Below are 6854 nucleotides of genomic sequence, written 5' to 3' on the forward strand. Positions count from 1 at the left end.
ACGACAAACACATACGCACATCGGACAAGCAGCACTGTGCCAGTGCGTTTAACGGTTAAAACGGTTAATCTACGCGTTCACTCTGTGCCCGTCCCCCAAAAGGGAACGACACGCTAAACGGGTCTGGCTCACCAAGCCGGGCAGCATTTCCCTCATCCATAGGGAAATCCCCTCTCGAATCCCGATTTCAGCAGTGTGGTACTACCTTAAATGAAAGTTCTAAAAGGCCAGGATATCCTGGCGCTTGGCTTTATGACGTTTGCGCTTTTCGTGGGCGCCGGCAATATCATCTTCCCGCCTATCGTCGGTCTGCAGTCTGGCCCGCACGTGTGGATGGCGGCCCTTGGCTTCCTGGTGACCGCCGTGGGCCTGCCCGTCATCACCGTGGTCGCGCTGGCCAAGGTCGGTGGCGGCATGGATGCCCTGAGCAGCCCGATCGGCAAGTTCTTCGGTGGCCTGCTGGCCGCCGTGTGCTACCTGTCGGTTGGCCCGCTGTTCGCGACGCCGCGTACCGCGACCGTGTCGTTCGAGGTCGGTGTGGCGCCGTTGACCGGTGAAAGCCCGTTGGCGTTGTTCATCTACAGCCTGGTGTATTTCATTGTGGTGCTGGCGGTGTCCATGTATCCGGGCAAACTGCTCGATACCGTGGGGCGTTTCCTTGCACCGCTGAAGATCATCGCCTTGGCCGTGCTGGGCATCGCCGCGTTCGCGCTGCCTGCCGGTACCATTGGTGAAGCGCAACCGGCCTATGCCGCCGCGGCGTTTTCCAAGGGCTTCTCCGATGGTTACCTGACCATGGATACCCTGGGCGCGCTGGTGTTCGGTATCGTCATCGTCAATGCCATCCGCTCGCGCGGTGTCGAATCGCCGAAGCTGATCACCCGCTATGCCATCATCGCCGGCCTGATCGCGGGTGTGGGCCTGGCACTGGTGTACATCAGCCTGTTCCGCCTGGGTGCTGGCAGCCACGAAATCGCGGCTGATGCTACCAACGGTGCAGCCGTACTGCATGCCTACGTGCAGCACACCTTCGGTTCGCTGGGCAGCGGCTTCCTGGCCGTGCTGATCGCCCTGGCGTGCCTGGTGACCGCGGTTGGCCTGACCTGCGCGTGCGCCGAGTACTTCAGCCAGATTCTGCCGCTGTCGTACCGCGCACTGGTGGTGATCCTGGCGGGCTTCTCGCTGCTGATTTCCAACTTGGGCCTGACCAAGCTGATCATGTTCTCGATTCCGGTGCTTACGGCGATCTACCCGCCGTGCATCGTGGTGGTGGGCCTGAGCTTCGTGAAGGACCTGTGGAACTCGCCAACGCGCATTCTTGCGCCGGTCATGCTGGTGTCGCTGGTGTTCGGTATTGTCGACGCGATCAAAGGCAGCAGCCTGGCGCATGTCCTGCCGGACGCCGCTGCACACCTGCCGCTGAGCGATCAAGGCCTGGCCTGGCTGGTGCCGTCGGTGGTGACTCTGGCCGCTGCCGTGGTCTGCGACCGCATGCTGGGCAAGCCGCGCGAAGCGCTGGCTTGATAGGTTGAAACCTGAGGGCGGCACCGGCCACAAGCCGTAGGGTGCCTGCCAGCGGTTCTCACCTGAAAACCCCGCGTCCGAAAGGGCGCGGGGTTTTTGTTTGTGTGCACCGGCGATGGGCTGGGCAGGCAAAAACAATTTGTGACAGCGGTGTGTCTTTCCGGGCTTGCGGGCGTCGAAATGCGGTCTCTACTCTTGTGCACCTGGCTTTCGGGAAACCTGCATGAACTTCATTCAAAGCAATCTCAACAACCTGCTGGCAATCGCCTGGTTTGTCGCCTGCTGGGGCGGCTATACCCGCTATGCCATCTGGAAAGGCCGCGACACCGCCTGCCTGGCCAGCGTGCTGCACTTGTACCGTGAAGACTGGATGCGCCGCATGTTGCTGCGCGACAACCGCATCGCTGACGCCAGCGTGATCGGTAACCTGGAGCGCAATGCCTCGTTTTTTGCCTCCAGCACGCTGATCATTCTTGCTGGCATTCTGACTGTGCTCGGCGCTTCGGACCGGGCGCTGTCGCTGTTGGCTGACCTGCCCTTGGTGCAGCAGGCGTCCCAGGGCATGTCGGAAATCAAACTGCTGTGCCTGGCGACCGTGTTCGTCTATGCCTTTTTCACCTTCAGCTGGTGCATGCGCCAGTACAACTTTGCAGCCGTGCTGGTCGGTTCGGCGCCGATGATTGGTGAGCGCCTGGTCAATGAACTGGAGCGCAAGGCATTTGCCTCACGGGCGGCGAGGGTGCTGTCGCTGGCGGCCAACCAGTTCAACTTCGGGTTGCGTGCTTATTACTTTGGCATGGCCATGTTGAGCTGGTTTATCAGCCCGTGGTTATTTATGGGCATGAGTGTCGGCGTAGTGCTGATTCTGTACCGCCGCGAATTCCATTCCGATGTGCTGGATGTGATGGTGTACACGCCCACGGAAAGTGCGCCGATTGACGCCGCTAAAGAAAGTTCCGTTTCCGGCGCCTGAAACGTTTAATCTTTAAACTGCAGGTACAAAAAAACCCGACATTGTCGGGTTTTTTTGTACGCGCCGATTACTGCTTGGCAGGTTCGGCCGGAGTAGCAGGTGCTGCTTCCGTCGACGGAGCGGCTTCTTCAGCTGCCTTCTGCTGCGCTTCGGCCTGATCTTTGGCGGCTTCGGCGTTTTCCTTGGCGGCTTCGTTCATCTTATCCTGAGCCTCGCCCATCTTTTCCTGGGCTTGCTCAGCGTGTTGCTGTGCGTCCTGGGCTTTATCTTCGCTCGCTTTATCGCAAGCGGCCAGGCCCATGGTAGCAGCCAGCATGAGAGCAAAAGCAAAAGGTTTACGCATGGGGGTGTATCTCCTTGGTGGAATAAGTGACTTGTTCCTTCGAGTGCAACTACGAGGAAGAAGTTCCGCGAAGGTTACAGATATATAACCCCCCGTTCTATATAGACTTTTTAACGTTTTTATGCCGTTGCATCAGCGGCCCTGGAACTTGCGATGAGCGATTCAAGCTTGATAGCCATGGCTGAACGTTTTCTGTCGGCCTTGAAGCATTGTCAGTTGTTGCACATGCGTGTGGCACATGCCGACGCCGACGGCATGACGTTGATCCTGCCGTGGTCACCTGCGATCGTCGGCAACCCGCAAACCGGCGCGGTGCACGGCGGGGCGTTGACCACGTTGCTGGACACCACCTGCGGCATGGCCACCCTGTGTGCACTGCCACGATTCGAGGTGTGCCCGACCCTGGACCTGCGCATCGACTACATGCACGCGGCCGAAGCCGGCAAGGACATCTTTGGCCACGCCCAGTGTTATCGGGTTACCCGGGATGTGATCTTCACACGCGGCAGTGCCTACCAGGACGACCCCGACCGGCCGATCTGCCAGGTGGTAGGCACGTTCATGCGCCTGGGGCCGCAAGTCAAGGGCGGCCTCGGCTTTGGCAACCGGCTCAAGGAAGGTGACGCATGATCCCGCGCGAAATCCGTCAACAGCTCAATGCGGCCCATGCGGTCGGTGACTACCGGCCCCTGCTGGCGTTGATTCCCTATGCCGGCTTGATCGGCATCGAATGCGAGCGCGAGGGCGAGGACCTGTTGTTTCGACTGCCCGCCAGTGCGGACAACATTGGTAACCCTTTACTGCCCGCGATCCACGGCGGGGTGATCGCAGGCTTCATGGAGCTTTCTGCAGCGCTGTACCTGCTGATCTTCAGCGAGAGTGCGAGCATTCCGAAGGTCATCGACTTCTCCATCGACTACCTGCGCGCCGGTCATTTTCGCGACACGTATGCCCAGTGCCAGCTGTGGCGTCAGGGGCGGCGGGTGACTAATGTCGCCATCACCGCCTGGCAGGGTGATCGGCAGTCGCCAATCGCCACTGCGCGGGCGCATTTCAAGATCGAACCGGAAAAGCCCTTGAAATCGTCTGGGCAGCCCCCATCTGCATGACATCCGCCATCAACGCAGGCCGAACCGGCTGCCAGGCGCCCACTGTCATCTGATCGGAGTTTTGAAGACCATGAGTGTGGAAACACAAAAGGAAACCCTGGGCTTCCAGACCGAGGTAAAGCAGCTGCTGCACCTCATGATTCACTCGCTGTATTCCAACAAGGAAATCTTCCTGCGTGAGCTGGTTTCCAACGCCTCCGACGCCGCTGACAAGCTGCGTTTCGAGGCCCTGGCCAAGCCGGACCTGCTCGAAGGCGGCGCGGATCTGCGCATTCGGCTGAGCTTCGACAAGGACGCCGGTACGATCACGCTCGACGACAACGGCATCGGCATGAGCCGCGAAGACGTCATCACCCACCTGGGTACCATCGCCAAGTCCGGCACCGCCGACTTCATGAAGAACCTCACCGGTGACCAGAAGAAGGACTCGCACCTGATCGGTCAGTTCGGTGTGGGCTTCTATTCGGCCTTCATCGTGGCTGACAAGGTCGACGTCTACAGCCGTCGCGCTGGCCAGCCAGCCTCCGAGGGTGTGCACTGGTCGTCGAAAGGCGAGGGCGAGTTTGAAGTCGCAACCGTCGACAAGCCAGAGCGCGGTACCCGCATCGTCCTGCACCTGAAGAAGGACGAGCAGGAGTTCGCCGATGGCTGGCGCCTGCGCAACCTGGTCAAGAAGTACTCCGACCACATTGCCCTGCCGATCCAGCTGCCAAAGGAGCAAGCCGCTGCCGAAGGCGAAGAACAGCCAGCCGAGGAATGGGAAACCGTCAACCGCGCCAGCGCCCTGTGGACCCGTCCGCGTACCGAGATCAAGGACGAGGAGTATCAGGAGTTCTACAAGCATATCGGCCATGACTTCGAAAACCCGCTGGCCTGGAGCCACAACAAGGTTGAAGGCAAGCTCGAATACAACTCGCTGCTGTACGTGCCGGCCCGCGCGCCGTTCGACCTGTACCAGCGTGAAGCACCGCGTGGCCTGAAGCTGTATGTGCAGCGCGTGTTCATCATGGACCAGGCTGAGTCGTTCCTGCCGCTGTACCTGCGCTTCATCAAAGGCGTGGTCGACTCCAACGACCTGTCGCTGAACGTATCGCGCGAGATCCTGCAGAAAGACCCGATCATCGATTCGATGAAGACCGCGCTGACCAAGCGCGTGCTGGACATGCTGGAGAAACTGGCGAAGAACGAGCCTGAGCAGTACAAGGGCTTCTGGAAGAACTTCGGCCAAGTGCTGAAGGAAGGCCCGGCCGAGGACTTCGCCAACAAAGAGAAAATCGCAGGCCTGCTGCGCTTCGCCTCCACCCATGACGACAGCGGAGAGCAGAGCGTCGCCCTGGCCGACTACCTGGCCCGCGCCAAGGAAGGCCAGGACAAGATCTACTTCCTCACCGGCGAGACCTACGCGCAGGTCAAGAACAGCCCGCACCTGGAAGTCTTCCGCAAGAAAGGGATCGAGGTCCTGCTGCTGACCGACCGTATCGATGAGTGGCTGATGAGCTACCTCAACGAGTTCGACGGCAAGAGCTTCGTCGACGTTGCCCGCGGCGACCTGGACCTGGGCAAGCTGGACTCCGAGGAAGACAAGAAGGCCCAGGAAGAAGTCGCCAAGGACAAAGAAGGGCTGGTCGAGCGCCTGAAAGGCGCGCTGGGTGAAAGCGTTGCCGAGGTGCGTGTTTCCCACCGCCTGACCGACTCGCCGGCTATCCTCGCCATCGGCGAACAGGACCTGGGCCTGCAGATGCGTCAGATCCTCGAAGCCAGCGGGCAGAAGGTGCCGGATTCCAAGCCGATCTTCGAGTTCAACCCGACCCACCCGCTGATCGAGAAGCTGGATAACGAGCAGAGCGAAGACCGCTTCGCCGAGCTGTCGCACATCCTGTTCGATCAGGCGGCCCTGGCGGCCGGTGACAGCTTGAAAGACCCGGCGGCCTACGTTCGTCGCCTGAACAAGCTGCTGGTCGAGCTATCTGCTTGAGTTGATGCAAAGGAAAGCCCGCTTCGGCGGGCTTTTTTCATGGTGAAGCCTTAAGGAGTGCTTGATGAGCAAGGTAATCGTCGAATCGCTGGTTTATCACCTGTCCGGCAAAACGTATGAAAGCCGTCTGGTCCATGAGCCCGGTGCGCTACCTAAGCCTGGCTTGGTGATGGCGCCGAACTGGATGGGTATTGGCGAAGGTGCCGAGCGCATTGCCAAGGAAGTGGCCGAGAAGGGCTATGTGGTGCTGATTGCCGACCTCTATGGGCAGTCGGTGCGGCCGTCCAATGCCGACGAGGCAGGGGCGGCGATGATGCCGCTGAAGAACGACCGCGCCGAGCTGCGCAAGCGCATGAATGAAGCGCTGTCGCAGTTGCTGGCGCAGTCGAAGGCACTGCTTGAGCCTGGCAAGGTGGCCACCTTTGGCTTCTGCTTCGGCGGTTGCTGTGCGTTGGAGCTGGCGCGCACGGGCGCCGACCTGAGGGCGGCGGTGTCGTTCCATGGCACGCTGGACACCCCGAACCCTGAAGATGCCAAGCGTATCAAGGGCTCGGTGCTGGTGTTGCACGGCGCAGCGGACCCGCTGGTGCCGAAGGAGCAACTGCCGGCGTTCGAGGAGGAGATGAACGCGGCCAAGGTCGACTGGCAGCTGCTTAGCTACGGTGGTGCGGTGCACTCGTTCACTGACCCGAATGCCAATGTACCGGGCAAGATGCAGTACGACCGCAAGACATCGGAGCGGGCGTTCCGCTCGATGCACAATCTGCTGACTGAAGTGTTCCAGCGCTGACCGTGCATGGGGGCCGCTGCGCGGCCCTTTCGCCGGCAAGCCGGCTTGTGTCTTGAGGGGGTATTAGAATCAGGAGTGAGAGCGGTGAATGGCAAGCTGACTGCCGGAGGTGCTGCGAGCACGAGTGGGAGCACACGCTG

7 protein-coding genes are annotated in these 6854 nt (G+C 60.5%); 6 read left to right on the forward strand and 1 reads right to left on the reverse strand.

Going from position 1 to position 6854, the window contains the following annotated elements; translation table 11 throughout:
* Positions 1-210 precede the first annotated feature (210 nt).
* Complete coding sequence (gene brnQ, locus HU750_RS22845; protein ID WP_027592871.1) at positions 211-1524, forward strand: branched-chain amino acid transport system II carrier protein; 1314 nt, start codon at positions 211-213, stop codon at positions 1522-1524.
* Between the two features lie 223 nt (positions 1525-1747).
* Positions 1748-2497 (forward strand): DUF599 domain-containing protein, encoded by a 750-nt coding sequence (locus HU750_RS22850; RefSeq protein ID WP_099428721.1) that lies wholly within the window; start codon positions 1748-1750, stop codon positions 2495-2497.
* A 67-nt stretch (positions 2498-2564) separates the two neighbouring features.
* Here the strand turns inward: HU750_RS22850 and HU750_RS22855 are convergent, their stop codons facing one another.
* Positions 2565-2840, reverse strand: coding sequence for a hypothetical protein (locus HU750_RS22855; protein WP_027592869.1), 276 nt, complete (start codon positions 2838-2840; stop codon positions 2565-2567).
* Positions 2841-2993: 153 nt separating this feature from the next.
* On the opposite strand from HU750_RS22855, the gene HU750_RS22860 reads away from it, so the two are divergent.
* The 4 genes from HU750_RS22860 to HU750_RS22875 all read left to right on the forward strand — a co-directional run bounded on the left by HU750_RS22860 (position 2994) and on the right by HU750_RS22875 (position 6714).
* Entirely contained in the window at positions 2994-3470 is a 477-nt protein-coding gene (locus tag HU750_RS22860) for a PaaI family thioesterase (protein ID WP_186682531.1), read from the forward strand.
* Complete coding sequence (locus HU750_RS22865; protein WP_186682533.1) at positions 3467-3949, forward strand: PaaI family thioesterase; 483 nt, start codon at positions 3467-3469, stop codon at positions 3947-3949. The genes HU750_RS22860 and HU750_RS22865 overlap by 4 nt, the downstream gene beginning before the upstream one ends.
* Before the next feature lie 70 nt (positions 3950-4019).
* Entirely contained in the window at positions 4020-5924 is a 1905-nt protein-coding gene (gene htpG, locus HU750_RS22870) for a molecular chaperone HtpG (RefSeq protein ID WP_186682535.1), read from the forward strand.
* 64 nt (positions 5925-5988) lie between these two features.
* Positions 5989-6714: a dienelactone hydrolase family protein gene (locus HU750_RS22875; RefSeq protein ID WP_186682537.1), complete on the forward strand. Its 726-nt coding sequence runs from the start codon at positions 5989-5991 to the stop codon at positions 6712-6714.
* The last annotated feature ends 140 nt before the right edge of the window (positions 6715-6854 follow it).

Source organism: Pseudomonas sp. SWRI50, assembly GCF_014269095.1.
In the GTDB taxonomy this organism is placed as follows: Bacteria; Pseudomonadota; Gammaproteobacteria; order Pseudomonadales; family Pseudomonadaceae; genus Aquipseudomonas; species Aquipseudomonas kermanshahensis.